At 62.3% G+C, this 26605-nt stretch carries 18 protein-coding genes; 11 read left to right on the forward strand and 7 right to left on the reverse strand.

The annotated features are described in order from the left end of the window. Both U1A24_RS21490 and U1A24_RS21725 read left to right on the forward strand, forming a co-directional pair. Nucleotides 1-2168 (forward strand): glycosyltransferase (locus U1A24_RS21490; protein ID WP_322324029.1); only part of this gene is annotated, 2168 nt, incomplete at its 5' end. Nucleotides 2169-2466: 298 nt separating this feature from the next. After that, nucleotides 2467-2766, forward strand: coding sequence for a Rap1a/Tai family immunity protein (locus tag U1A24_RS21725; protein ID WP_416173518.1), 300 nt, complete (start codon nt 2467-2469; stop codon nt 2764-2766). 228 nt (nt 2767-2994) lie between these two features. Here U1A24_RS21725 and U1A24_RS21495 read toward each other — a convergent pair whose 3' ends face one another. After that, nucleotides 2995-3399, reverse strand: a complete 405-nt coding sequence (locus tag U1A24_RS21495; RefSeq protein WP_322324030.1) for a type II toxin-antitoxin system VapC family toxin — start codon at nt 3397-3399, stop codon at nt 2995-2997. Next, nucleotides 3396-3644 carry a type II toxin-antitoxin system Phd/YefM family antitoxin gene (locus tag U1A24_RS21500; RefSeq protein WP_322324031.1) on the reverse strand — a complete coding sequence of 83 codons (249 nt, stop codon included), beginning with the start codon at nt 3642-3644 and terminating at the stop codon, nt 3396-3398. The genes U1A24_RS21495 and U1A24_RS21500 overlap by 4 nt, the downstream gene beginning before the upstream one ends. A gap of 143 nt (nt 3645-3787) precedes the next feature. Here U1A24_RS21500 and U1A24_RS21505 point away from each other — a divergent pair, with 143 nt between their 5' ends. Continuing rightward, a complete protein-coding gene (locus U1A24_RS21505; protein WP_322324032.1) occupies nt 3788-5209 on the forward strand; it encodes an AAA family ATPase in 1422 nt (473 codons plus the stop codon). After that, a complete protein-coding gene (locus U1A24_RS21510) occupies nt 5187-6308 on the forward strand; it encodes a ParB/RepB/Spo0J family partition protein (protein WP_322324033.1) in 1122 nt (373 codons plus the stop codon). The genes U1A24_RS21505 and U1A24_RS21510 overlap by 23 nt, the downstream gene beginning before the upstream one ends. 27 nt (nt 6309-6335) lie before the next feature. On the opposite strand, the gene U1A24_RS21515 is transcribed toward U1A24_RS21510, so the two are convergent. Continuing rightward, entirely contained in the window at nt 6336-7613 is a 1278-nt protein-coding gene (locus tag U1A24_RS21515) for a ParA family protein (RefSeq protein ID WP_322324034.1), read from the reverse strand. A gap of 522 nt (nt 7614-8135) precedes the next feature. On the opposite strand from U1A24_RS21515, the gene U1A24_RS21520 reads away from it, so the two are divergent. Further along, nucleotides 8136-9137 carry a replication initiator protein A gene (locus U1A24_RS21520; protein WP_322324057.1) on the forward strand — a complete coding sequence of 334 codons (1002 nt, stop codon included), beginning with the start codon at nt 8136-8138 and terminating at the stop codon, nt 9135-9137. 7 nt (nt 9138-9144) lie between these two features. Here the strand turns inward: U1A24_RS21520 and U1A24_RS21525 are convergent, their stop codons facing one another. Next, the gene (locus U1A24_RS21525) at nt 9145-10095 is read right to left on the reverse strand and encodes a glycosyltransferase (RefSeq protein ID WP_322324035.1); all 951 of its coding nucleotides are present in this window, start codon (nt 10093-10095) and stop codon (nt 9145-9147) included. Between the two features lie 128 nt (nt 10096-10223). Here U1A24_RS21525 and U1A24_RS21530 point away from each other — a divergent pair, with 128 nt between their 5' ends. Together U1A24_RS21530 and U1A24_RS21535 are read left to right on the forward strand one after the other, a co-directional pair. Then, nucleotides 10224-12713 carry a glycosyltransferase gene (locus U1A24_RS21530; protein ID WP_322324036.1) on the forward strand — a complete coding sequence of 830 codons (2490 nt, stop codon included), beginning with the start codon at nt 10224-10226 and terminating at the stop codon, nt 12711-12713. After that, nucleotides 12706-13929, forward strand: coding sequence for a hypothetical protein (locus U1A24_RS21535; RefSeq protein WP_322324037.1), 1224 nt, complete (start codon nt 12706-12708; stop codon nt 13927-13929). The genes U1A24_RS21530 and U1A24_RS21535 overlap by 8 nt, the downstream gene beginning before the upstream one ends. Nucleotides 13930-13971: 42 nt before the next feature. Here U1A24_RS21535 and U1A24_RS21540 read toward each other — a convergent pair whose 3' ends face one another. Next, nucleotides 13972-14799: an ABC transporter permease gene (locus U1A24_RS21540; RefSeq protein WP_322324038.1), complete on the reverse strand. Its 828-nt coding sequence runs from the start codon at nt 14797-14799 to the stop codon at nt 13972-13974. Between the two features lie 144 nt (nt 14800-14943). Here U1A24_RS21540 and U1A24_RS21545 point away from each other — a divergent pair, with 144 nt between their 5' ends. The 3 genes from U1A24_RS21545 (at nt 14944) to U1A24_RS21555 (ending at nt 19961) form a co-directional block, all read left to right on the forward strand. Beyond that, nucleotides 14944-16446, forward strand: coding sequence for a capsule biosynthesis protein (locus U1A24_RS21545; protein WP_322324039.1), 1503 nt, complete (start codon nt 14944-14946; stop codon nt 16444-16446). Between the two features lie 10 nt (nt 16447-16456). After that, a complete protein-coding gene (locus U1A24_RS21550; RefSeq protein ID WP_322324040.1) occupies nt 16457-17113 on the forward strand; it encodes an ABC transporter ATP-binding protein in 657 nt (218 codons plus the stop codon). Nucleotides 17114-17249: 136 nt separating this feature from the next. After that, on the forward strand, nt 17250-19961 hold the full coding sequence (locus U1A24_RS21555) for a DUF4214 domain-containing protein (protein WP_322324041.1): 2712 nt from the start codon (nt 17250-17252) through the stop codon (nt 19959-19961). Nucleotides 19962-20057: 96 nt separating this feature from the next. Here the strand turns inward: U1A24_RS21555 and U1A24_RS21560 are convergent, their stop codons facing one another. Both U1A24_RS21560 and U1A24_RS21565 read right to left on the reverse strand, forming a co-directional pair. Beyond that, nucleotides 20058-21200 carry a polysaccharide biosynthesis/export family protein gene (locus U1A24_RS21560; protein WP_322324042.1) on the reverse strand — a complete coding sequence of 381 codons (1143 nt, stop codon included), beginning with the start codon at nt 21198-21200 and terminating at the stop codon, nt 20058-20060. A gap of 162 nt (nt 21201-21362) precedes the next feature. Continuing rightward, entirely contained in the window at nt 21363-21746 is a 384-nt protein-coding gene (locus U1A24_RS21565; protein ID WP_322324043.1) for a hypothetical protein, read from the reverse strand. A 317-nt stretch (nt 21747-22063) separates the two neighbouring features. Here U1A24_RS21565 and U1A24_RS21570 point away from each other — a divergent pair, with 317 nt between their 5' ends. Further along, the gene (locus tag U1A24_RS21570; RefSeq protein ID WP_322324044.1) at nt 22064-26530 is read left to right on the forward strand and encodes a M10 family metallopeptidase C-terminal domain-containing protein; all 4467 of its coding nucleotides are present in this window, start codon (nt 22064-22066) and stop codon (nt 26528-26530) included. The last annotated feature ends 75 nt before the right edge of the window (nt 26531-26605 follow it).

Raw genomic sequence — 26605 nt, forward strand, 5'->3', positions numbered from 1 at the left:
AGGTGATCGTGTTTCACCCCGCGACCAGCGACACCGTGGTCGAGATGCCCTACCCCACCATCGAGCTGAGCGACAGCCTGATCCGCTCTGATCTTCCCGCACTTTACGATATTGCCATCTATCATCTTGGCAACAATGAGAAAAACCACGGCCCGATCTATGCCGCGATGCGCAAACATCCCGGCATTGTGGTGCTGCATGACTATGTCTACCAGCATTATCTGGCCGGGGTCAGCGCGCAGGGTGGCTATGTCGGCCCGTCTTTCGGCGGCTTGGTGCATACGGTGGCGGGGATGCCGGCGTTTGATTTTCTGGCCGACTCGGGTGTTTTGAAAACCGATGAGGGCAATGTGTTGTTCGTGCCCTGGGATGGCCAATGGGGCTGTCTGGTGCCGATGGGCGACCGTCTGGCCCGGCTCGGCACCGCCGCCATCGTGCATTCCGATTATGCCCGCACCGGGCTTGGCACAGATTTCGCAGGCCCTGCCCTGCAGCTGTTCATGCCGCGCCCGGACGAGCCGAAAGGCCTTGGTCCGATCGCACCGGAAGGCAGCCGTATCCATATCGTCTGCGGCGGCCATATCGGCTCGACCAAGGGCCTGCGCCTGCTGACCGCCGCCTTTGCCGCTGACCCCAGCCTGAAGACGCAGTTCCGCGTCACCATCGCAGGCTTTGGCAGCGACAAGCCGTTCCTGCGTCTGCTGGAAGCCGATATTCGCGAGTCTGGCCTATCAAGCTGTTTCGAGCTGCGCGTCGATCCCGATGATGACGCCTTTGCTGCGGTGATGGCGACAGCGGATGTGTTTTATAACCTGCGCTATCCCAATACCGAAGGTGCCTCGCTGTCTTTGGTGGAACAGCTGGCGCATCATCGCCCGGTGATCGCCTATCGCTCGGGCTGTTTTGCCGAAGTGCCGGCCGAGGCCTGTTTCTTCCTCGACAAGATCGGCGATGTCTCCGAGCTTGCAGCCCAACTCGGCCATATCGCGCGCAACCGCAAAGAGCTGCGCACAAGGGGCGAGGCCGCCTGGAACGTGGTGCGCGACGCGACGGCTTCGAAATATGCCAAGGCTCTGGTGGATTTCCTAGAGGCCCATCAGAAAAGCCTGCGGGCCCGTGCGGGCTTGGTGCAGGCGCGCGCGCAAGGCGGCTTGCCACAGCCTAAGCCCGAGGACAAAGCTTGGTTGCAGGCCTATGTCAGCACCAAAATCCTGCTGGATGAATTCTACGAGCACCGCTCGGTGCTGCCGCCCGGATTTGCTGCCAATACGCTGGAAGAAAAGGGCCGCTATCTGGCCTATAACCTGCTGCATGTGCGGGTCAACGCCGCCACCGCCCGCGCCATCGGCACGATTCTAGAGCAAAACACCGGGCTCGCGCTGTATGAGCTGGTCGGTAAGCTGCTGACGGTCTCGGAAGGCATCGTGTTTGGCCGCGCCCTGTTGTCGGGTGCTGCCGAAGCACTGGCTTTGCCGATCCGCGATCCGGCGTTCTGGCGCATCCTGCTGCTGCTGCCGTCCCGCATGTCGGTCGTGATGGCTTTCAAAGCGCTGGCGCTGCCCTATGACGCGGTGCCCGAGGTGACGGCTGCGGCCGAGGCCGATGGCTTTGGCCCCGCCCTTGCCGAGCATCTACGCCTGCAGGTGCCCGAGATCGCCGAACAGGTCTGGTTTGCGCCGCTGATGCTGCTGTTGCAAAAGGACCGTGTCGCCGAAAAGCTCATGCCGCTGCCACCACAAGCCGATATCGTTGATCTGTTGCGCCAGAAATCACCCCACAAGGGCCTGCGGGTCAAAGGCTTTCATCCGGTCGAGCCGATCGGGATCTGGACCGCGTCCGATCTTGCCATGCTGCGGATACAGGTGGATAGCGCCCTGCCCGCGCGGCAACTGGAGCTGTCCTTCTCCATGCTCTCGCCCGATCACGATGTCGAAATACAGGTGCTGGAGGAACTGACACAAAGGACCGAAACGCTGGCCCTACGCTATGATGACGCGGTGACGGGTCAAGTGTCCTGCACGCTGGATCTGCCCGAGTTCAGTGGCTCCTTGCAAATCAGCCTGATGTGCGACTCCACCTGTTCGCCCGCAAGCCTTGATCTCTCCGCCGATGACCGCGAGCTTGGACTGTTGATTGCCAGCCTGAAACTGCTTCGCAGCCTCGACTAAGGCTGCGAAAATATCCAAGGGGTCTGGCGCAAACTTTGGCCTGGGTCGGATGAAGCCGCCGTTTCTTTTCGGCTTCCTGCGCAGCCGTGTCTTTCCCAGCTGGGAAAGTGAACCCGCGATTGAAATATGAGATGGCTTGCTGCCACACGCCCATGTTAGCCAAAGCTCATGGCCCGATGAAAGTCAGGAGTATAGAGTGGTTTCTGACATAGCCCTATACCAGCGCGTCAAAAAAATAGCCGCTGCTGGAGCTGTATTTCTATGTTTTCCCCTACCAGTAGAATCAGATTCGCGTGACGTGACGGGGCTGGAGCTTATGGGATTCTGCAGCGCAGCCGAAGTGACTGCACGGGCCGGTTTCTGCCGTGGCTATGTCAGGGGTATGCTGGAGGGCATGTCAGCACATCATGCCCAAAATATCACCGGCCATGGAGCACCAGCCGCACCTGGCCCCCTGTGTATTACAGAGCAAACCAGCCTCTCGGATATTATAAAAATCTTGATGACCTATCTTGCCGCTCATCCGGCCGAACGCTCTGGCCCGGCCACATCTGTGTTTGCGACCGCAATGCAGGCAAAATTTCCCTGTGTGCAATAGAGATCGCCAAGCGCCAAAGTCTGTGACGGATTTGAGAATCTGCAAATATAAAAAATCTATATTTTAATGCTATATTGCATCATACTGATCAGAATTTCACCATTTTGCACAGCACCTCTGCTTCACCATTCCTGGCCTATTATTCACGATAAGTAACGATTATCGTGAATATAAATCATCGTGCAAATCCTCCCACAACGAGCTTGCAACCAAGGCAATTTGGCGCTGTCAGAACGGGTTTTCCAGTGCGACGCCACTGGCCGCGAAATCGGCGGTATTGCCCGTGACCACGGTGGCACCGTGCCGCAAGGCGGTGGCGGCGATCATCAGATCCGCGCCGGAATGGCCGATCTGATGCGACAGACGGCCCCAGATCCGGGCATCCTCGGCGCCAAACTCCAGCAGCCTGTCGGCGAAGATCAGCAGGGTGCGGTCCAGCCACTGTCGCAGATCGGCGGCAAAGCCGGGGTTGCGGGCCTGTTGCTGGGCGATGCCACGCTCGATCTCGCCCAAGGTGATGACGCTCAGGTATAGCGCACTCTCAGGCTTGCCGCGCAGCCAAGCGGCCACTTGCGGCGCACGGTCGGGGCGACGCACTGCCGACAGCACATTGGTGTCCAGCAGGTAAATCAAAACGCCACATCGCGCGGCTGCACCTGCGCCCGTTCGAACTCGCCCTCCCCGCCGGGAAACGCCAGCAGATGTGCGGCAAAGCTTTCGCGCGCGCCCACCGCCGCGGTCAGCAGGCGGTGGTATTCCTGCGCCGACAGCACCACCACCGCAGGCTTGCCCCGTCGCGTCACCTCTTGCGGCTGCCCCGCCAAGGCGGCATCGACCACGGCGCTGAACTTGTTCTTGGCGTCTTGCACGCTCCACATCGCCCCACTCCAGCTAGCTATCTGGCTAGATATATACAGCTTTTGCAGGCAAAAAACAACCCCGCGCTAGGCAAGGCCCAGATCATGTGCGATAGTTTTCGCTACAATAGCAAAACTACCGCACATGAGGCGGAATGAGTGACATGAGCAAAAAGCCCGAATCCCCTACCCCGCAACCCTACCACAATCTAGACCCCGCCCGCGCCGCCGCCAAACTGGGGCCAGCGGTGGACACCACCCGCTTTGCCAAAGCCGCCGCCTTTTGCGGCAAGGGTCGCGATGATCTGGCCAAGCGCGGCTATGCGCCGGATGGCAAGAAGCGGCTGCGGCGGTTCTCGATCTGGGAAATCACCAAATACCTGATCCCGGTGGCCTCGGCCCATCTGCGCCGGGTGTTGCGTGCCAATCCCGATCTGCCGCAGGGCGAGGGTGAGGCGGGCGCGAAATGGTTCACGCTGGAAGAGGTGCTGACCTTGCGCGATCACTTCGCACAGGAAGGCTCCTCTGCGAAAGAATACAAACCCTACCGCCCCGAAGGCCTGCCCGCGAAAATCTGTGCTGTGGCGAATTTCAAAGGCGGCTCCGGCAAGACCACCACCTGCGCGCATCTGGCGATGGCCGCAGCCTTGGACGGCTACAAGGTGCTGGTGATCGACATGGACAGCCAGGCCTCGATGACCTCGATCCTGGGCGGCCAAGTCGCCGATGAATGGCAAACCGTGTTCCCGCTGATCGCCAAGGATTACGCCCGCAGCTTGCAAGCCGAAAACCGGGTGCGCGCCGCCGCAGGTCAGCCCACCCTGCCCTTCGATGAGAGCCTAAGTGCCGCGTTAGAGACTGTTCCGGCCGATCTGATCCAGAAGACCCATTGGCCCAATATCGACCTGATCGGCGCGCAACTGAACCTGTATTGGGCCGAATTTCAGATCCCAGTCTGGCGGATGGGCCTGCGGTCTTGGCCACTTTGGGATGCCTTGGGCAACTTCCTGACCGACGAAGGCATCCTCGATCAATACGATATCGTGTTCTTGGATACCCCCCCTGCGCTCGGTTACCTCACGATTAATTCACTCTCTGCGGCGGATATTCTACTGGTGCCGTTGGGTGCATCTTTCCTGGAGTTCGACTCAACGGGGCGGTTCTTCGACATGCTGCACGCTACATTCGCCAGCATCGAAGACGGTGAAAACAGCCAGCGCCGCGGTCTGGGCCTGCCCGAGATCAAATTCGAATGGGATGTGGTGCGCGCCATCATCACCCGCTTTGACGCCAGCCAGCAGACCGATCTGGCCAACGTGATCCAAGCCTATTTCGGCGATTTCATGACGCCCTACCGGCAGGAATTCACCGCCTTGGTGGGTCAGGCCGGCGAGCAGGTCAACGGCATCTACGAAGCCGACTACCGCGAATTCAACCGCGACACCTATCTGCGCGGCCGTGAGGCGTTCGATCGGACCTATGCAGAGTTCAAGCAACTGCTGATCGGCGCCTGGTGGCGCGACGCGCAAATGACGGGGGCGCAAATGGCGAAAGGGGCAGAGGATGGCAAAACGCAGAAGGCTTGAGGCTCCTGGAGCCGAAGAACTCGCCGATCTTGAGGCAGGTTTCGCCGCGAAACCTGCCCCCGACCGCATCGGCCTCGGGGCGCCCATCGCGCAGATTGCTGGTGAGATTGCCCGCGTCGCTGACCCGCTGGATGTGGAAAAAAGAGTCTCTAACGCACGCGATAGTGTCGATGCTGAGGCGTGGCGATTGGCCCAGATCGAAGGCCGGGTGATCACCGAGATCGTGCTCGATGCGATTGATCTCGACCATATCATGCGCGACCGCATGGTGGTCGAGGCCAGCGAGATTGAAGAGCTGAAGACCTCCATCCGCGCCAATGGTCTGCGTCTGCCGATCGAGGTGGTGGCGATTGAGGGCGGGCGCTATGGGCTGATTTCCGGCTGGCGTCGGGTCACCGCCTTGCAGCAGATGCAGGCGGAAGACCCCGAGGGCCAGTATACCATCAAGGCCTTCGTCCGCCCGCCCTATGAGGCCGGTGCGCTTTACACCGCGATGGTCGAGGAAAACGAACTCCGCGCCCAGATCACCCCTTACGAGCGCGGCCGTATCGCGGTGATGTCGGCGCGGCTTGGCGCGTTTGTCGATACTGAAGCCGCGATAGAGACGATTTTTGCCGCAGCCAGTAAAGCGAAACGCTCGAAAATCCGCAGCTTTGCTTTGGTGCATGAAGAGTTGGGCGACATGCTGCAATTCCCCACCGATCTGTCAGAGCGCAATGGGTTGCGGCTGGCGTTTGCGCTGCGTGAGGGCTTTGGCCAAAAACTGCGCACCGCTTTGCGGGGGTCTGCGCGCAGTGGGCCCACCTATGAATGGGCCTTGTTAGAGCCGATTGTCAGTGCCGCCGAAGCGGTAGAGCGCCTGCCCGATGACACCCATGTCAATCGCGGTGGCCGCCCGCGCAAGCAATTCACCCGCCCGCTTGGCAATACCGAGGCCTTGGCCAATGGCATCACCATGGAGGGCGTCTACCATGAGGACGGCTATTCGATCCGTCTGCGCGGCAAGGTGGTGGATGCCGAGATGGTGGATTTGCTGATGGATCAACTGCGCCGCCTGCTCAGCCCGTTGCCGGTGAACAAACTGACGGGGTCACAATAGGTTTCGCCGCGAAACCTCCGCCAAGCCCTAGCCGAGCTGCAACTGGCTTTGCGGCGTGCTGTCCTCGGTCCAAAGCGCTGCCAGCAGATCAGCCATGCCCCGCCAGGCGGCCTCGGTGGCCTCGCGTTGCGGCGCATAGATCAGCCGTCCGACATCGCGGTAATCCAGATCATAGAACTGGGCCGCCGTGCCGTTGGCGATCTGCGCGATCTCGGGCAGGGCGGCGGGCAGCAGGGCAGGGCCCAGCCTTGCGGCATGCGCCAGCCTCTGCGCTGCATCGCCGCCTGCCCGGGTTGGCAACACCGCCAGCTTGCGCCATTGCAAGGGCTGCACGGTTTGCCCCAAAGCCTGCGCCACCATCTGCGCCTCATCCTGCACCGCGCTCAGCGCACGGGCCAAAGCCGCCAGTCCAGCCCCAAGCCCGCCCAAGGCGCCGGGGATCAGCGGCAAAGGCGCAAGCAGCACATCCGCCGAAGCCAGCACCGACAGCGCCAAAGGCCCAAGGCCACGGCCGGTATCACAGAAGATCAGATCATAGCGGCTACGCAAATCTTCGCCATCCAGCCCCTCGGCCAAGGCGCGCCACGGCTGCCAACGCGCCTGTGCCATCCGCCAGCGGCCAATTTGCAGATCGGCCTGCATCAGCCCCGCTGCGGCAGGCAAAAGATCAAGTCCGGGCCACAGCGTCGGGCGGATCAGGTCGCTGGTGTGCAAAGCAAGGGCCGCGCTCAACACCGCATCCATCGCCACAGGAACCTCGCCGCGGTCCAGCCGTGCCTCGTTGCCCTGCCGCAGATGCCGTGCCGCAGAGCGGGCGATCAGCCCCAACACGCCGATCTCAGCGCCGTCGCTGACCCGCAAAGCCTGCGCCAATGCGCCGGCAGGATCGGCGTCGATCAGCAGCACCCGGTAACCCGCCAAAGCCGCCGCCGTTGCCAGATGCAGCGCGGCAGTTGAGCGACCGGCGCGGCCCTGTGGCTGTGTCAGCGTGATCAGCGGAGCCTTGCTGTTGGCGGGGCGGGGGGGCTGATACCGGGTCTTGCGGGCGCCCTGACTGAAATGCGCGCGCAAGCGGGCGACCTCGGCGGCGGTGAACCAGCGGGTGCCGCCTTCAACCCCGGCGCTGCCTTGTGGCAGTGCGGGATCCGAGGCCAGCACCCGGCGCAGGTGTTCGGGGGCCATTGGCAGAATCCAGGTGGTGATCTCCCAGATCGACATCAGCCGGGGCGGGGCAGGCTTGGCCAAGCCTGGTTCCGTGGCGGCGCTGGCTAGCGTGGTCAGATCGGAGAGGGAAATCATGGACATTGGCGGCTCCAGAAGTGCCAAGAAGATATATCATGAAAATATAAAAAATCACTAAAAAATCATATGTTTTTGTATAATCGTAACATTCGCCAATTTTTTACCCAATTCATAGCCTCTTTTGGGGCTGTCCTTGGGCTTGCGGCCTGATTTTGTCAGACTGCCGCTGCTGCTGTGGTGTTAATAGGATGTTATCAAATAGTTACGGGGCTTCAGATGGCTGAGATCTGCATGAATTGCCCCCAAAGATCAGCGCCTTAGAGCAGCACACAAAAACCGGGGTGATTCCGAAACCCCGATAGCATGACTCTGAAACCCCGAAGCACTGACTCTGAAACCCCGACGGATTGCGCGGTGTGGTTGCGCGATGCTGGACGGGGGCTGTGGATAACTTTAGGGTGGGTGTCAATGAAACCACGAATCGCGACGGTCAGCTGACAGCGGGAAAATCCGCGCATCGGGCCAAACAGCGCGGCAGATACGGGCAGACTAAACATGGCAACTTTGCTTCCCTCGGCGACGGGAATGCAGGGGGGGACGTCGGCTGCACTTCAGCCTGATTTCTTTTCCTGCGACATTTTCGATGCTTTGCCGAAAGATGATCTGGCGAGCATGGAACATCCGCTGTTCTCATTGGCGACACGGCCGGATCTGCAGGTCTTGCGCTATCTGCACAACGGCGTGGAGATCGAGGTCACGCCTTCGGTGAAGGGGCGTGCGACGATCCATGACAAGGACATCCTGATCTATTGCACCAGCCAGTTGATGGCGGCGCTGAATGCGGGGCGTCAGGTGGCGCGCACGTTGCATCTGCGCGCGCATGATCTGCTGATGGCGACCAACCGTGAGACCTCGGGCGATGCCTACCGCCGTCTGCGTGAGGCGTTTGAGCGGTTGGCGGGGACACGGATCACCACCAATCTGGTGCAGGGCGAGTTGGAAATCACCCGCGGTTTCGGGTTGATTGAAGACTGGGAGATCGTGCGCAAAACCCGCGGCGGCCGGATGATCCAAGTGCGGGTGACTTTGTCAGAATGGCTGTTTGCCGCGATCAAGGCGAAATCGGTGCTCACGCTCAGCCGCGACTATTTCAGCCTGCGCCGCCCGCTGGAACGCAGGCTTTACGAAATCGTGCGCAAGCATTGTGGTCGGCAACCCGAATGGCGGATTTCGCTGGAGCTGCTACAGAAGAAGGCCGGATCAAACAGCCCGCGCCGGGTGTTCCGCGCCATGCTGCGCGATGTGATCGAAGCGGATAGCATCCCGGATTATGCCTTGGCGCTGGACGCGGATGATCTGCTGCGCGTCAGCCCACGCGCGCCGTTGGTGGAGGCGTCTCCACAGCCGCAGACCGCATTGGGCCCCTTGGCCGAGGCGACGGTGCAGCGGGCGCGCAGCCTTGCGCCCGGCTGGGATATCTATGCGCTGGAGGCGGAATGGCGCGAGATGTGGCACCGCTCGGGGCGGCCGCGTCTGCGCAGTCCCGACAAGGCATTCTTAGGCTGGCTGGAAAAGCGGCAGGCTTAAGCCGCGCTCAGGCCCAGCCCAGCAGACAGGCGGTGTAGAGCAGTGCCGTGCCGCGCCCGCTTTGACGGCGGATGCCAAGGCGGTGAAACGCGCGCAGCCGGGCCAAGCCGCCCTTGGCCTGGGCCAGACTTTCGATGATCTGGGTGGCCTCTGGCGTCAGGCGATCCGCCACGGCGGCAAGACCTGCCAGATTGGCTGCAATCCATGCCCGATAGCGCCCCTCTGCCATCTGGCGCAGCCGTTGTTTGGCAGCATGGCCCCCCTGCGGCGCGCCCATCACATTGCCGCCGTGCTGGCGGTAGAGCAGCACCTCGGTCTGGTCGATCACCGCGCGTCCACCGCAGGCCAGCACCAGCAGCGACAACCACCAATCCTGAAAACCGATCCCGGCGGGCCGCCCCGCCGCGCGGGCGAGGGCCAAGGCTGCGGGGTTCAGCACCAGCGAATGGCCCGAGACCATGTTTTGCACTACGGCGTTTTGCAGAGTGACCTGCCCGCGCGGGCGGCGCGAGGAACCGATCACCCGACCCGCTTCGTCGATATGGCGCGATTGGCCGCCATAGATCAGCGGGCGGCTGGCATCGGGTTGCGCTTGCAGCAGGGCCAGGGCACGGCTGAGTTTCTCTGGCAGCCAGATGTCATCCTGATCGCAGAGGGCCAGATGGGTCTGTGGACCGATCGGCAGCTCGGGATGGCAGATCAGCGACAGGAAATTCTGGGTGCCACCCTGTCTTGGGCCTTCGATCAGCCGGATGTCGCGGCCGGGGTGGCGGGCTTGAAACGCGGCGATGAGGCTGCGGGTATCATCGGTCGAGCCGTCATCGCTGATCCACAGCGCCCAGTTGGCATGGTCTTGCGCAGCGATGCTGTCGAGCTGCCCGGCCAGCCAATCCGCGCCGTTGTAGCTGCACAGGGCGATCAGGATTTGGGGGGCGATGAGGATCTTTGGAGGCTGCATCCGGTCTGCCTGATTGGGATGAGGTCTTGCTAGCCGCTGCTCTGGATAGGGTCAACCAAGCCCCGCAATAGACAGCCCCGGCTCCAGCCGCTACATCAGCCCAGATCTATGGCGAAAGGACGAGCAGGGTGGCGGGCAGGGTGCAACGGGTGTTTGATCGCTATGCCGCGCGGCATCTGGCGTTGCAGCGTCCGGGGCCGGTGCTGTGCGACGCTGCGGGGCAGGTGATTGGCCAGATTGCGCGCATTGCGGTGCAGAATGATCGGCTGCTGGTGGAGGGTGCTGCGCAGGCCGATCAGGTCGGGTTGGAGCTGGCCGGGCGCAGTCGGCAGCGGGTGCCGGGTGCCGGGGCGGGGGGCGGCAACCAGTTTCGCCTCGATCTGCCGTTCGTGCCAGAGGCCGTGGCGCGGTTTTCCTATCTGGTGGCGGGGCAGGAGTTCAGCCTGATGCTGCCGGGGTTTTCAGCGCTGCGGCTGCGTCTGGCCCGCTTGGTGCTGTGGCCGCGTTTCGGCTTTGCCAGCCTTTGGGCCTTGCCTGCGGCCTATCGCTGGCTGCGTTATCACGACATGGGCGCGCGGGCGCGGGTGAAGCGCCTGCTGGGTCTGGGCGCGATGGTGGCCGAGCGTCAGCTGGAGGCGGCGTTTCTGCCCGTGGCACCACCCGAGGCTGCAGTGGCGCAAAGCGGGGTGACCATCCTGCTGCCGGTGTATCAGGCGTTTGATCTGTTGCCCGAGGTGCTCGACCGTATCGCGCGCCACACCGATCTGCCGTGGCGTTTGCTGGTGATTGAGGATGCCTCGCCGGATCCGCAGATCCGGCCGTTTCTGCGGGCTTGGGCGGCGGGGCGGGACAATGTGGTGCTGTTGGAGAATGAGCGCAATCTGGGCTTTATCGGCACGGTCAATCGCGGCTTTGCGGAATGGCAGGCGATGGAGGCGGATGTGCGCGCCGATCCGGTGGTGCTGCTGAATTCCGATGCGTTTCTGCCGGCGGCTTGGGCTGCGCGGTTGCTGGCGCCGATCTGGGCCAATCCGGCGGTGGCTTCTGTGACGCCGATGTCGAATGATGCCGAGCTGATGTCGGTGCCGGTGATCTGTGCGCGGATGGAGCTGGAGCCGGGGGCGGGCGATGCGATGGATGCGGTGGCACGCGGCTTGGGGCCGGGTCTGGCCGATCTGCCCGAAGCGCCGACCGGGGTGGGGTTTTGCATGGCGCTGAACCCGGTGTTTCTGGCCCAAGCGCCGCAGTTTGATCCGGCCTTCGGGCGCGGCTATGGCGAGGAGGTCGACTGGTGCCAGAAGATCCGCGCGCTTGGCGGGCGGCATATCTGCCAGCCGCAGCTTTTCGTCGAGCATCGTGGCGGGGCGAGCTTTGGCTCGGTGGCGAAACAGGCTCTGTTGCGGCAGAATGGCGCGATTGTCTCGGCGCGCCATCCGCGCTTTGACGCGGATGTGCAGCGCTTTATCGGCGATGATCCGCTGCTGACAGCCCGGTTGGCGTTGGGGCTGGCTTGGGCGGGAAGTTTGGGGCGCGTGCCGCTTTATCTGGCGCATGCGATGGGGGGCGGGGCCGAGCATGACCTGCAAGCCCGCATCGCGCAGGATCTGGAGGCGATCGGGGCGGCGGTGGTGCTGCGGGTCGGTGGCGAGGATCGTTGGGAGGTGGCCTTGCACAGCCCGCAGGGCATTACCCGCGCGGGCAGCAATGACCGCGCGCTGATCGAGCGTCTGCTGGCGCTGCTGCCCGCGCGTGAGGTGATCTATTCCTGTGCGGTGGCCGATCCTGATCCGGTCGAGATCCCCGGTCTGCTGGGTGATCTGGCGCGCGGGCAGCGGCTGGGGGTGTTGGTGCATGATTTCATGCCAATCAGCCCGTCTTATACCTTGCTGGATGCCGATGGCCGGTTTCGCGGCCTGCCATCACCTGATCGCAAGGGTCATGACATCCAGCGCCCGGATGGCAGCCGGGTCGGGTTGATCGCGTGGCAGAACGCTTGGCGGCCCTTGCTCGGGCAGGCGGATGAGGTGGTGGTGTTTTCGGGCTCCAGTCGCGATCTGATGGCCGAGGCCTATCCTGAAGCCGCGGACAAGCTGGTGCTGCGCCCGCATCGGCTGCCAAATCCACCGCCGCCGTTACAGATCAAACCGGGGCCGCGTCCGGTGATCGGGGTGTTGGGCAATATCGGGCAGCACAAGGGGGCGGCGGTGCTGGCAGCTCTGGCGCGGCAGTTGGCGCGCAGCCGCGAAGGCGATCTGGTGCTGCTCGGTCAGTTGGATCCGGCCTATGATCTGGCGCGGCCAGCGCGGGTGCATGGTGCTTACAGCCCGGATCAGATCGCAGCCCTGGTGGCGCGCTATGGCATCTCTTGCTGGCTGATCCCCTCGATCTGGCCCGAAACGTTTTCCTTCACCACCCATGAGGCCTTGGCGACGGGTCTGCCGGTGATCTGTTTTGATCTGGGCGCGCAGGCCGAAGCGGTGGCGCGCGCGCAGGCAAACGGGGCGGCGGGTGCGGTGCTGGCCTTGGGCGAGGCTCGCCCCGAAGCGCTGGCCGAGGCGGTGCGCGCCGCAGTGGTCCAGATAGGCGCGGGCAACGGCAAGGCGGCGGGGCATGGCTGAGCCGCGCTGTATCTTGCATATTGGCGCGCCGAAATGCGGCAGCTCGGCCTTGCAGGCGGCCTTGACTGCGGCACCCGACCACCGTGACAGCAGCGGGCAGCGCTATCGCTATGTTGGCACCGGCACCGTTGAAGGCCGGATTTACCCGCTTTATGGCGGGGTGGTGCGGCGCTTGGGGCGATCATCGGAATTTGGCTACAGCTGTTGGCCGAACTTGCGTGGCCTCAACTTGCCGCAGTCGGGCGCCGCAGATCCGGTTTGGGCCGCGCTGCAGCGGGTGATGCAGAACGCTACCCGGCAAAACCATGTGCCGATGCTGTCGAATGAGGGCTGGATTGGCGCGGCTGCGGCTTTTGGTCAGGGCTTTCTGGCAAAGCCGGGGCGACGCGCGGAGGTGGTGGCTTTCGTGCGTCCACCGCTGGATTGGGTGAATGCGGCCTATTGGCAATGGGGGGTCTGGACCGGCTACGGCTTTCGCGACTGGCTGCGCTTGTCGAAGATGCGCTATGCGCTTGGTGAGCAGCTGACGCAATGGGCGGCGCTGGACGCGGTGACGCTGCATGTTGGCGGCATGGGGCAGGATGTGGTGGCAGGCTTTGGTCAGCGCTTTGGGCTGGATCTGGCAAGCGGGCAGGCGGTGAATTCCGCAGCCTCGCCGGCGTTCATCGGCTTGCAGTTGCGCCATCGGAAGTTTCGCCGCGACGGCCATGATTCGGCGGTGGAATTCGTGCTGCAACGCTGGTGCGGGCGCTACACCGCGCGCAAGCCTTGGGCGATCGCCCCGGAGGATATCGCCGCAGTACAGGCGGAAAGTGCCGCCGATGTCGCGGCGTTGCTGGCGGTCTGCGCGCCGGGCGATGCGCAGGCGCTGCTGCAGGATCCGCGCTGGCTGTCGGCAGAGCCATATCACCGCAGCACCCCGCCCGCCCCGCTGTCCGCACAGCTGGAGGACCGCGAGGGGCTGGCCGAATTGCACCATGCCTTGCTGGCGGGGCTGCGGGCCGCCCATGCCAGCGCCAGATCAAAGCCGCCCGTGCTGCCGCCAACACCTGCTGTCTCGGCCGATCTGCAGGTCTGGGATGCAGCGCTGGTGCCTGCGCTTGAGGCGCTGATCGCCGCCGATCTTGCGGTGCGCAACCGGCTGGTGTTCTGGCGCAGCAAGGCGCGGGATCTGGCCGGGATCTATCAGCGTCTGAAGGCCGGGCTGCGCGGCTGATCCGCCCTGAAGCGGTTAGCGCCCGCTAAAACGTAAGCCGCTTTAGTTGTGCAGCAGCTCATATTGATAGCGGCGCAGAAAGATCAGCCCCATCACCAGACAGACCGCGCTGAAGCCCAGCACATAGCCCTGCGAGACATAGGGCGCGTCATAGCTGGAATAAAACCCGCGCCGCATCAATCCGACGATATGCACCAAGGGGTTATACCACAGCCAGCCGCGCAGGAATTCCGGTAGGTTATTATAGATCATGAACACACAAGAGATGATGAACATCGGCCGCATCAGGATCGACCAAGCCTGTTGCCAGATCGGAAAGCGGGTGAACAAAAAGCAGTTCAGCGTGCCCACCCCCAAAGCCAGAGCGCCCGCCAGCAGCAGGGCTTCGGCGATGATGGGAAGGTCGATCAGCACGCGGGTCTCGAAGATCAGCAAGATGCCGGTGAACACCAGATAGGCCACCATGATCTCGGTCAGCATGTTCAGGATGAAGCGCGCTAGGATCGCATCAAGGAACGTGACGCTGGGATAGGCCAGCAGCGGTTTGGAGAAGTTGATCGCCTGTGCGAGCTTGGCCGAGACACTGCTGAAGGTGACAAAAGGGATCATGCCGGTGGCGTAGAACAGCGGAAAATTGATCCCCAGGGCAGGCGCGCGAAACAGCAGGGCAAACACCGCCGACAGCAAAGCGATGCCCGCGACAGGCTCTAACACCGCCCACAGATAGCCGCCCGGCGAGCGGCCGTAAGAGGTTGCCATCTCGCGCAAAACCAAGGCGGTTATGGTGCGGAAACTGGCAAAGCGGCGGCGGCGCGGGGTGGCGCTATCGATCAGAATTTTGTTGGCAGGCAGGGTTGTCGGAGCGGTCATCGCGGATGCGGCCTTCAATAAGCGGCAGATGGGCAGTAAGCGGCGGATCGAGCGCCGAACGCAGCCGCGCGTTTCAGTTCTGGGCTTTCCGATTGGAAGTCGGTAGGAAGGGCTGCAAGGAAACAAATCATTCCGTGAGGTCCCGTGTCTCCCGTTTCCAACAAGCCTACCGATGCTGAAGCGGCGGCGCAAGCACCCGCAGACAAGCTCGACGGCAAGCCTGTGCTGGCCAAAACCGCAGCCCAGACCCCGCAAGCGGCGGCCCTGCGTGCTGAGCGTCAGGCGGCACAACGCGCCGAGCGTCAAACTGGCGCCACGCCCCGGCCTGCTGTCGCGGCGGGCAATGTGCCACCTGTGCTGAAATCTGTGCCGACGGCGCCGCCACCCGTGCTCGCAACGGCCCCGGCCCCCATAACTGCGGTGCGGCCAGTGCCTGCACCTGTCTCCCCTGCACCAGCCGCCAAAGCCCCACCGCAGCCCATTCCCAGCGAAGATGCGAAAGCGGTGGCCAGCATGGTCTCGGTCAAGCCCACCGCCGCCACGGCGCGGGTGCGCCCGCGCCATCGGCTGCTGTTTCTCAGCTTCGTTCTGGCGGTGCTGCTGCCCGCCAGCCTGACCGCCTATTACCTGTGGGGCCGCGCGGTCGATCAATATGCTTCGACGGTGGGCTTTTCGGTGCGCCGCGAAGAGGTCAGCTCGGCGATGGATCTGCTGGGCGGGATTTCGGGCCTGTCGAAATCCAGCTCGTCTGACACCGATATTCTGTATGAATTCCTGAAAAGTCAAAAGCTTGTCGCCGATCTGGATGCAGACCTTGATCTGCGTGGGATCTGGTCGAAGCCGCAGGGCGATCCGATTTACAGCTTTAACACCGATGGCTCGATCGAGGATCTGGTGGATTACTGGTCCAGAATGGTGCGCACCTCTTATGACAGCACTTCGGGACTGATCGAGGTCAGGGTACTTGCTTTCGACCCCAAAGACGCCACCAAGATTGCGCAGGCGCTGTTTGAGGCCAGTTCCAGCATGATCAACAGCCTCAGCACCATCGCGCGTGAGGATGCCATCAGCTACAGCCGCGAAGAGCTGAAAAGCGTCGAAGATCGTCTGCGGGTGGCGCGTGAGGCGATCACCCGGTTCCGCACCCTGCATCAGATCGTTGATCCCTCCAGCGATCTGCAAACCCATGCCGGGGTGCTGGGGGCGTTGCAGACCCAGCTGACGGCGGCACAGGTCGAGCTGGATCTGCTGGGCGACACCCAAAGCAGTGATCCGCGCCAAGAACAGACCCGGCGTCGCATCGCGGTGATCGAGGCGCGGATCGCCTCGGAACGCAACAAGGTCGGTGTCAGCGCGGATGGTCAGGTTGATGAGGCCTATGCCTCGGTGGTGGGCGACTATGAGCGGCTTTCGGTTGATCTGGAATTTGCCCAACGCTCTTATGTAGCGGCACTGGCGTCTTATGATGCCGCCCAAGCCGAGGCGCGACGCAAGAGCCGCTATCTGGCCGCCCATATCCTGCCCACCAGCGCCGAGGTGGCGCGCTTTCCGCAACGCGTGACGCTTCAGGCGGTGATCTCGGTGTTCTTGCTGCTGCTGTGGACCATCGGGGTGTTGGTGACCTATTCGCTGCGGGATCGTCGGTGAGGTTCAGCGCGTGATCCGGCTGGAACATCTGACCAAGACCTTTGTGCTGGATGGCAAGCGCAAAACCGTGCTGCAGGATGTCAATCTGGAGTTTCCCAGCGGCATCGCGGTCGGACTTTTGGGACGCAATGGTGCCGGAAAATCCACTCTGCTGCAGATGATCGCGGGCACGATGGATCCGACCTCGGGGCGGATCGTCTCGACCGGCACGATCTCTTGGCCGGTGGGGTTTTCGGGGTCTTTCCACCCCGAACTGACCGGCATCCAGAACACCCGCTTCATTGGCCGGATTTACGGTGCCGACACCGATGAGCTGGTGGCGTTCGTCGAGGATTTCGCCGGATTGGGCATGCATTTCCGCATGCCGCTGAAGACCTATTCTTCGGGGATGCGCTCACGTCTGGCCTTTGGGGTGTCGATGGGGATTCCGTTTGACACCTATCTGGTCGATGAGGTGACCTCGGTCGGCGATGCCTCGTTTCGCGCCAAAAGCGCGCAGGTGTTCCGCGCCCGGATGCGCAGTGCCGGGGCTTTTGTGGTCAGCCATTCGATGGGGATGATCCGCGATCTGTGCGATGTGGCGGTGGTGTTGGAGAATGGCCAGCTGTATTATTACGAAGATATGGAAGCCGCGATTGCGCATCACAACCACAACATGCTGGGCTGATACCCCGATCTGAGGGATGGCATTTTAGCCAAACGTTAGCCAAACGCCGCAATGCTGACATGCTTGCCCCCTCACGGCGGCCCACACCGGGCAGCAACATCGCCCAAGCCCTGGGGTGGGGCTGTGGGGCAGCAGCGTGGCGTTTTTTCAGCATATCACCACCCGTTTTGACGGCGATCCAAGCTATGTCAGCGGGATCAGCGGGCTGGCCTGCAGTGGCGCGACAGTGCAGGGCGCGGGGCAGATCTTTTCGATCAATGGCGCGCAGGGCGGGATTCTGGGCCGCGATCTGGCGCAGGCTCTGGCGGTGACCCAGCAACTTGGGCCGCCCGCGCAGGCCCCCGGCCCTGCGGGGCGGGCCGCGCCCGCAGGGCTACAGGTGACCACGCTGGGCGGCCGCGCCGCTTTGCTGAGTTATGGCGATAGCCCCGGTGTGCAAGGCTATTGGCTGGACAGTGCAGGGGCTGTCAGCGGCAGTTTCAACCTGCCCATCGGCAATGCCACCACGGTGCTGGCGCTGCAAACCATGGCCTTGGCGGGCGGCGGCGACATGCTGTTTGTCAGCAGCCTGCAAAATCTTGGCGTCAGTTGCTGGCAGCGTCTGCCCGGCGGCGCTTTGGTGCAGCAGCAGCAACTGGTCGGCGAGGGCGGTGTGCTGGGGTATGATGTGCTGGCGATGGCGATGGCGGTGGTGGGGGGGCAGGCTTTGTTGCTGACGGTCAGTGCGCAAAGCGATTGCCTGACCGCCTACCGGGTTGATGCCATGGGGCAGGCGGTGCTGGCGGCCACGCTGCGCCCCGCCGATGGGCTGGCGGTGGCCGCGCCCAATCTGGTGAAAACAGTGCATCTGGCGGGGGACGATTACGCGCTGTTGGCGGCGGCGGGCACCAGTTCGATCACCGTGGTCCGCTTGGGCCCTGATGGCAGCATGGTGGTGGTGGATCAGGTCAATGATGATCTGAACACCCGGTTTCAGGGCATTTCGGTGCTGGATTGCGTCAGCGTGCAGGGCCGGGTGTTCGTGGTGGCGGGCGGCGCGGATGATGGTTTAAGCCTGATGGAGCTCATGCCGAATGGCAGGCTTTTGCATCTGGAGACCTTGGTCGACACATTGCAGACCGCCTTGTGCGATGTCTCGGCGCTGAGCCTGCGCGGCAATGGCGATGATATCGACGTTTTTGTCACCGGCTGGAGCGAGTCCGGGCTCAGTCGGTTCCGCATTGATCTTGGCCCACTCACCGCAGCCCAGACTGCCAGTGATGCGGGTGGGGTGCTGACCGGCGGCGCGGACGGCGACCTGCTGATGGGCGGGGCGGGGCGGGATCGGCTTTATGGCGGGGCGGGCGATGATATCCTGATCGACGGCGCTGGGGTTGATGTATTGTATGGCGGCGCGGGGGCGGATGTGTTTGTGTTTCTGCCCGATGATGCCCGCGATGAGGTGCGCGATTTCACCCTTGGGGTCGATCGGCTGGATCTGTCTGGGCTGGGGCGGATTTACAGCCGCGATGCGATTGGCTTTATCGCGATGGCGGGTGGCATTGAGTTGCGGGTGGCGGGCGAGAAGATCTTGCTGTTCTCGGCCAATGGCCAGGCGATCCGCCCCGATCAACTCAGCGACGCCGATCTTTTCGGGCTGAACCATGTCGCCCCGGTGGTGATGGCAGAGCCGGGGCGGGTGATCACCGGCTCGGCGCTGGCGGATATGCTGCTGGGCAAGGCCGGCAATGATCAGATCTTCGGCGGGGCAGGGGCCGATCAGCTGCAAGGCGGAGGTGGCGCCGATACGCTGAACGGGGAAAGCCTGGATACCGCGTTTGATCCGATCGCCGCGCAGGTTTACCGGCTTTACCGCGCCACGCTGAACCGCGCGCCGGATGCGGCGGGGCAAATGATCTGGACCCAGCACATTCTCGGCGGCGCTGTCAGCTTTGCGCAGGCGGTTTCGGGCTTTGTCACCTCGCACGAGTTTCAAGCCCGCTATGGGGCCACCGATGATGCGGCTTTCGTGACGCTGCTTTACGCCAATGTGCTGGGCCGCACACCCAATGCCACAGGCTTTGCCCACTGGCTGGGGGCGCTGTCCTCGGGGGCACAGAGCCGCAGCGATCTGGTGGCCGGGTTCTCGGAAAGTCCGGAGTTTGTGCTGCGCTGCGAATTGGGCGGTCTGAACGCCAGCCGGGCGGCTATTCAGGCCGACTGGGCCGATGATGTGTTCCGGCTTTACCGCGCCACGCTGGACCGCGAGCCCGCGATCGGCGGGCTGATCGGCTGGACGGCGGCGCTGGCACAGGGCCGCAGTTTTCTCGATGTGGTGCAGGGCTTTGTCACCTCGCACGAGTTTCAAGCCCGCTATGGCGCCACCGATGATGCGGCTTTCGTGACGCTGCTCTATCACAACGTGCTGAACCGCAGCCCCGATGCTGCGGGCTTTGCGATCTGGGTGGAAAAGCTGGCCTTGGGGCTGAAGACCCGCGCCGAAGTCGTGGCGGGGTTTGCGCAAAGCCGTGAATTCATCGCCGCCCAGCAGCAGGACATGCTGGAGTTCATGCGCAGCGCCGCTGTTGGCGACCAGTTGGACGGGGACGCGGGCAATAACCTGCTGTTTGGCGGCTTTGGTGCCGATACATTCGTGTTTGATCAAAGCTCTGGCGGCAGCCAGCGCGTCGCCGATCTGGAGCGTTGGGATTACATTGAGCTAAACGGCTTTGGCTATGCCAGCGCGACCGAGGCGATGGCGCATCTGCATCAAAGCGGCCCCGATCTGGTGTTTGCCGATCAAGGTAGCCAGATCAGCTTTAGCAACACCGCACTGGCGGATGTTTTTGCTGATATGTTCTTGATCTGAACCGCCTAGAGCGGTTTGCATTTATCTTGAAGCAAAATTCGCCCCGAGATCGGGGCAAATTCTGATGTTCCTGGATCCCCTGAAACGCAAACCGCTTTAGTTGATTGCCGCCGCCTGATTGGTCAGACCGAACACCGAGCCGATCACGCCAAAGACGTTGCGGGTGCCGATCAGCGGGCTTTCGGTGACATAGATCAGATCGCCGTCCTCGATCTGGAATTGCCCGGCGCTGAACAGACCGTCGGCATTGGTCAGATCGACGGTGAAGATGGTGCGGCTGTGGCGCGGCCCGCTGCCATCGCGGCGCACGGTGTTTTGCGGATAGCTGCGCAAGATCAGAATGCCGCGGGCATTGGCACGCTCGGCGGCCAGACCGCCGATCAGCGACAGCGCATCCAGTGCGGTGACTTTGGCCTGCGGGAAGCGGTGCTGCGCGCGGGTGCCAGCGGCCCCCAGCGACAGGAAATAGCGCTCGTCATCTTCCACGAACACCCGGTCACCGCCGACCAAGGTGGTGTTCATCGCGGTGTCGTCCAGCAAGCGGCTGAGCGCTGTGCCATAGGTGCGATTGCCGCGCTGCAGGCGGATCTGCGGGTTGACGATATTGGGTGCGACCCCGCCCGCCTGCGCCACCAGATCCAGCACGGTCACGTTCTGGTCGGGCAGCGGATAGGGGCCGGGGCGCACCATGCCATCGACCGCGCTGACGGTATTTTGCCGGCCTTCGGTCATGCTCAGTTGCACCTGCGTCGAGGGCATCACCGCGGCATAGGCCGTCTCGACCGTGCTGCGTGCATGGTCGGGCGACATGCCACTGAGTTTGATCTTGCCGATGTAGGGCAGAAACACTTGCCCCGTGCTGGAGAGCTGCATCGGCGGCAGGGTGACAATGCGCTGACCCGGACTGCCGAGCAGACTGTTTTCCTCGGTGCTCCACAGCACGATAGATACACTGTCGCCCGGTGCGATGATCCGGCTGTTGGGCTGTTCCACCCGCTTGATCCAGGACATCGATTGCACACCGACACTGGGCCATCTGGCATAGCGGCCCAGATTGTCGCGGCTGATCGGCTCGACGGCGAATTCGGCAGGCACCCCGGCTTGCTCGGCGGTCTCGGTGCCCGCGACGATGTCATCGCCATGCGCCAGAACTTCGCGCTCGATCCCGGCGCCGCGTGGCAGATTTCCGCAGCCTGCCAGTAGCAGAACCAACCCGAGCACTGCAAATTTAGTTGGCATGTGTCCCACCCCGATACCCACCCGCTGCCTATCGGCCATGGTTTCGTCTTCCATATCGGCTGTTTTACGACAGCGGAACCTTTGTTACACAGCATCGGCAAAAAAGCGGTGGATAGTTTGTCGCGCGGCTTTCTTGCAGATCGTCTGTCATCAGAGCGCCCCTCAATCCGGCATGAAGAACGGCACTTCACTGGCCAGAACATGATCGGGGTAGCGCGCCAGAAAATCTTGCCGGGCGGCGGCGGTTCCGGCCAGCCGGGCGGTATCAAAGGCGCCAACCACGGCGGCATCGGGTCCGGCGGTGGCGGACAGCACCGCGGGGCTGTCAGGCTGGCTCCGATGTGCCAGCACATCGCGCACCGAAGCCAGCGCCGGATCATCGCGATGCTGGATCAGGAACAGGATCAGGGCGGCATTGCTGCCCGCCATCAGCGCCTGATCGAAGGCCGCGCTGCGCGGGCGCTGGCCCGGCGGTTGGCGTATCGGCTGATCAACCGGGCTGGTTTGCTGCATGGTCGGCCCGGCACGCATGCCATCTGCGGGCATGCAGGCGCTTAACAGCGCACAGATTCCCGAAAACCGCAGCCACCGGGCCAATGCACCTAGCCTGCTTTGCGATGCGCAAAGCAGGCTAGGCAGAGCGAAAACTGGTGCGCTGGTTGGCATGGGCAGGGGGCACTTTGCAAACAGGCCGAAGCTTAGTTTTGAGCAGACGCACGGGGATAGCAAGACCAGACACCAACCACCGGAAAAGAATCTTGCCGGATTTCAGGCAATCCGGTAACATATTTCCAGCCCCATTTGGGTGCCGTCGGTTTATTTCGCTCCGGTTTTTGGGGCAGCTTTCATTTAGGATACTCACAATGGCACATGATTTTGCCGGCGCTAGCGCGCCGCTTGCTGACATTCTTTCTTTGCAGGATGTCTTTCCTGATCTTACTGCGGAACAAGAAGAGGGCACGGAGGATCTGCTGGCAGATCAGGATAACCCTGAGAGCGCTGCCGACGACTTCAGCACGGGATCCGCTGCTGGACCCGGTTCCGGCCTGTCGCTGGTCGCAGCAGACAATGTAGCGGATATCACCCTGTCAAGCGGTGCGACTCCCGGTGTTGCCACTGTCAGTGGCAGTTTTGGCGGGCCCAATTGGAATGCGCAGCTGGGGGCTGCGGATGTCAGCATCAGCCTGACCTCTGCGGCCATACAGGGCTGCGGCTGCCCGATGTGCTCAGGCGATGGCAGCAGCGGCAATGCCACGGCGCAAGGCGCCGCAGATCTGGCAGCCGCAGCGGCAGGCGCGCCAGGTGCCCCCGGTGCGGCCGTATCCATGCAGACTCTGGCCAATTATCTGACCACCGGCTTCTGGGATGACTTCAGCGGCACGGATGCGCGCTGGTACAACATGACCTCGTCCGGCACCGGGGCCAACAGCGGGGTGCTGTATTACAACGTCACCGGCTGGACCGGATCGCTGTCGACGGTTTATGGCAACGAGTCCGACAGCAACGGCATCACGGCCGCGCGCGCCGATATGGTCCGGGCCGCCTTCGCGGTTTATGAAGAAGTGCTAGGTATCAACTTTATCGAGACGACCTCGGAAGCGGGACATGTCGATTTCTTCTTCAAAGACAACTCCTCGGGCGCCTATGAGGCAGAATCGCTACATGCCGGCGTCGGTGGCGCGATGGATTATTCGGTGATCAACGTCAATTCCGGTTGGTCTGGCGGCAGCTCGAACATCGGCGGCACCAACGGCTATACGTTCCAGACCTTCCTGCATGAAATCGGCCATGCTTTGGGGTTGGGGCATCAGGGCGATTACAACGCAGGGGCTGGCACACCGACCTATGCCAATTCGGCGCAATGGGCCAATGACAGCTGGGCCCAGACCATGATGTCTTATTGGAGTCAGACCGAGAACACCGAATTCTCGACCGATGATTATGCCCAACTGGTCAGCCCGATGGCGGTGGACTGGATCGCGCTGAACAACCTTTATGCCGGCCAAGGCTATGGCACCTCGAACGCGTTCAATGGTAATACGATCTACGGCGTTGGCACCAATATCAGCAATGCCACCAGCGAAGCCTTTGCCGGCCTTGCCGGATTTGCCGATACCAACGCCTTCACCATTGTGGATGGCAGCGGCATCGACACGGTGGATTTCTCAAACTACGCGGTGGATCAGACCATCAACCTGCTGCCGTCTTCGGCCAGCAACAACCGCGCCACCCTGTCCAGCGTCGGCGGGCTGACCTATAATATGACCATCGCGGTTGGCACCATCATCGAGAATGCCACCACCGGTGGCGGCAATGATTTCATCTTCGGCAACGAGGTTGATAACGTGCTGACCGGCAACGGCGGCAATGATTATCTGTCCAGCTACGGCGGCGATGACACGCTCTATGCCGGGGCGGGCACCGACACGCTCTATGGCGGAGATGGCAACGACTATCTCTATGCCGGCGCGTTCACCAGCAGCGACCAGTTCTATGGCGGCGCGGGCAATGATTTCATCACCTCGGGGCTTGGCACCGAGACGATGGATGGCGGCACCGGTAATGACACCATCGACCACACCGCCTTTGACGGCGATTATATCTTCAACATGGCAACCGGGCTGACCAATTTCGGCGGCGAATCCTATACCAATTTTGAAGCCGCCTGGATGGGCGACGGCAATGACAGCGTGACCGGGGCCACCAGCCTGCGCGAGACGATCTATGGCGGTCTGGGCGATGATACGCTGGACGCCGGAGCCTCGACGCTGGGCGATGTCGTCTATGGCGGCGATGGCAATGACAGCATCCGCTCTGGCATCGGCAACGAATCCATGTATGGCGGCAATGGCATCGATGTGATCGACCACCGCGCGTATGACGGCAACTACGTGTTTAACCTGGGGACCGGGCTGACCAATTTTGGCGCCGAACTCTATACCGGATTTGAAGCGGTTTATATGGGCGACGGCAATGACTCGGTCACCGGCACCTCGGGAGACAATACAATCTACGGCGGCGGCGGCAATGATACCATCAACGATGGTTCAGGTGGCGATGCGGTCTATGGCGGCGACGGCAATGATCTGTTCAACACCGGCGATTCCAGCTTTACCGGTGACAGCTTTTACGGCGGTCTTGGCACCGATACGCTCAGCTATGAAATCCACGATTGGGGCACGCCGTTTTCCCCGGTGGTCTTCGACTTCACCACCGGGATAGCAAGCTACAGCGGCTTCACCGAAACCTTCAGCAGCATCGAAATCTTTCGCGGCAGCCAGGGCGACGAGACCATCATCTCGAACGGTGGCGACCAGACCTATTACGGCAATGACGGCAATGACAGCATGGTGTCGGGTATCGGCGATGAGACCATGTATGGCGGCAATGGCATCGACGTGATCGACCATCGGGCCTGGGACGCCAGTTATACCTTCAACATGGCGACCGGCCTGACCAATTTTAGCGGCGAACTCTACACCGGGTTCGAGATTGCCTATATGGGCGACGGCGATGACAGCGTCACCGGCAGCGCGGGCGCGGACACCATCTACGGCGGCATCGGTGCGGATACGCTCTATGGCGGCGGCAGTGTCGACGACCTCTATGGTGGGGCGGGCAATGACTTCTTCCTTTATGTGTCCAATGAAAGCTACGACAACTACTATGGCGGTGCCGATGTTGACCATGTCGAGTTCCAGCCGTTCTTTGGCGATGATCTGGTGATCAACCTCGCGATCGGCAGCTTCGACGGCGGCGGTGTCACCCGTGCCTTTACGGGTATCGAATGGGTCACCACCTCGACCGGCAATGACACGGTGACGGGCAATGCTGCCGACAACCGCATCTTCCTGGGCGACGGCAATGACTCCGTGCTTGGCAATGCCGGCAACGATACGCTGGATGCCGGAGCGGGCAATGACACGCTGAACGGCGGCCTTGGTGCGGATAGCATGACGGGGGGCGCTGGCGATGACAGCTACAACGTCGATGATGCGGGCGATGTGATTGTCGAACTGAACGAGGCCGGGATTGATCTGGTGCGTAGCTCGGTGAGCTTCTCATTGGGCGCGAACAGCCAGTATCTGGAAAACCTGATCCTGCTGGGCTCTGCCGATATCGACGGTATCGGCAACACCATCGCCAACAACCTGACCGGCAACACCGGCGCCAATGCGCTGACCGGGGGGGCGGGCAATGACGCCCTCTATGGCGGGGCGGGCAATGACACGCTGAATGGCGGGCTGGATGACGACGCGCTGTATGGCGGTGTCGGCAATGACTCGCTGTTGGGCGCTGCTGGCAATGACACGCTGAATGGTGCTGTCGGCGTCGATACCATGGCGGGCGGTCTGGGTGACGATTTCTATGTCGTCAATGAAGCCGGCGATACGATCGTCGAGCTCAGCGGGCCAAGCGGCGGTATCGATTCTGTCAGCTCTTTGGTGACCTTCTCGCTTGCGGCGCAGACCGGGGATATCGAGCATCTGACGCTGGGCGGTGCGACCAATATCAACGGCACCGGCAACGGGTTGGCCAATATGCTGACCGGCAATGACGGTGACAACCAGTTGGACGGTCTGGGCGCGGCCGACAGCCTTTATGGTGGCTTGGGCAATGACACGCTGGATGGCGGCACTGGCGCGGATATGCTGGTGGGCGGCACCGGCAATGATGTCTATGTCATTGACGATGCAGGCGATACCATCACCGAGCTGGTGGGCGAAGGCAGTGCTGACAGCATCCTCACCGATGTCGACGTGCAGATGGCAACTTTGGCCGCCAATGTCGAAAACCTGACAATGCGCAATGTCGCCACCGCCGTAACGGTCTCTGGCAACGCCCTGGCCAACATCATGAACGGCAATATCTTCGCCAACAGCATCACCGGCTGGGGCGCGGCGGACAGCTTGTTTGGCGGCGCGGGCAATGACAGCCTTTACGGCGGCAATCAGAACGATCTGCTGAACGGCGGCGCGGATAATGACGTGCTTTATGGCGGCAATGACGCGGATACGCTGATCGGTAATATCGGCAATGACACGCTGCATGGTCAGGCTGGCGATGATATCCTGACCGGCGGCGCTGGCGGAGATGTCTTTGTCTTTGCCGGGGTCTGGGGCACCGACACCATCACCGACTTCGCTACCGCAGGCCTGGTCGAGAAGATCGACCTGTCGGCGATTGCGGCGATTGTCAACTTTGCCGATCTGGTCACCAACCATCTGACGCAACTGGGGCTGGATACGATCATCACCAATGGCGCCAATACGATCACGCTGACCGGCATCACCATGGGCAATCTCAGCGCGGACGACTTCTTGTTCTAAGCGGTGCTCCTTAAGAAAAAGCCCGCTTCCAATCTCTTGGAAGCGGGCTTTTTCATGCAGGTTTCACCGCAGCCT

This window comes from Cypionkella sp., assembly GCF_034376685.1.
Lineage (GTDB): Bacteria > Pseudomonadota > Alphaproteobacteria > Rhodobacterales > Rhodobacteraceae > Cypionkella.